The organism is Tamlana crocina, from assembly GCF_012037625.1.
The window spans coordinates 1-1224 of sequence record NZ_JAAVJS010000045.1 but is presented as its reverse complement, the minus strand read 5'-3'; the positions used below and the strand labels follow the sequence as shown (position 1 = coordinate 1224).

Here is a 1224-nt window from a genome sequence, read left to right as displayed (position 1 = left end):
TGTAGCCTTACCCAATTTAAGACACAGCTAAATTCAATAAATTTTCATTAATATCATTCGATTCGGGGAAGAATTCTTCCCCGAATCGAGGTTTATATTCCCTGGGTGATTTATTGCCCAGGGATTGGTGTGGATGGTTATTGTTGTAATCTTCCATCCATTTATTGCTTAAAGAACGTAATTGATGCAGATCATTAAACCAGTAAGCATCTAATATATCTTCTCTGTAAAATCTATTTAAACGTTCTATATACCCGTTTTGCATTGGCTTGCCCGGTTGGGTATACCGTATTTCCACGCGCTTCCTATTACACCATTCACTGAATGTTTTAGAGATAAACTCAGGGCCATTATCACAACGGACAGTTTGTGGCAACCCAATCTCTTCTTCTAATTGTTCTAAAGTCTCCACTAGCTTTCTGGCAGGATAGTTCAATCCTGGATCTACAACCAGTACTTCGCGGTTGCAATCATCAATTATATTTAAAACACGTACCTTTCTGCCATCAGAAAGGACATCCGACATAAAATCCATGCTCCAAACTTGATTCAATTGTTCAGGGGTTTCCAAAGGGTGTTTTACCCTGCCCGTAATGCGCTTTTTATGTTTGCGCCTTAATTTAAGTTTCATCTGCCGGTATACTCGTAATACCCGTTTTCGGTTCCACTTATGGCCTTCGCGACGTATGCGTTTATAGTATTCGTCAAAACCTCTGGTGGGCAACTCAGTGGCCAATTCAGAAAGTTTATCGATTACCTCGCGATCATCACGTTTAGTCTGATAATACCACATGGAACGGGTCAAACCTACTACGTTACAGGCTCGTTTTATGGAGACCTGGTACTCCTTGGTCAAATAAACCGCTCTATGCTTCTTGTCGGAAGGCCTTAGAACTTTTTTGACAATATATCTTTCAGCATCTGGTTGTCAAGACTCGCATCTGCATACATCTGCTTGAGCTTGCGGTTTTCCTCTTCCAACTCCTTAAGCCGTTTTAACTCACTAGTTTCCATTCCGCCATATTTCTTGCGCCAATAATAGATAGTGCTCTTATCGATACCCAATTCTCGGGCGATGTCCCCAACAGCCCGGCCTTGTTCGTTTTCTTTTAAGATCTTGATGATCTGACTTTCGGTAAATCTACTTTTTTTCATCTGACAGTTTATTGGTTTAAAATTAATAATTTCGAATTTTAAACTGTCTTATTTTTAGGGAAGGTTACA

1 pseudogene is annotated in these 1224 nt (G+C 40.0%); it reads right to left on the bottom strand.

Going from position 1 to position 1224, the window contains the following annotated elements:
* Positions 1-16: 16 nt before the first annotated feature.
* Positions 17-1155, bottom strand: a pseudogene (locus tag HC176_RS15500) (IS3 family transposase).
* Positions 1156-1224 lie beyond the last annotated feature (69 nt).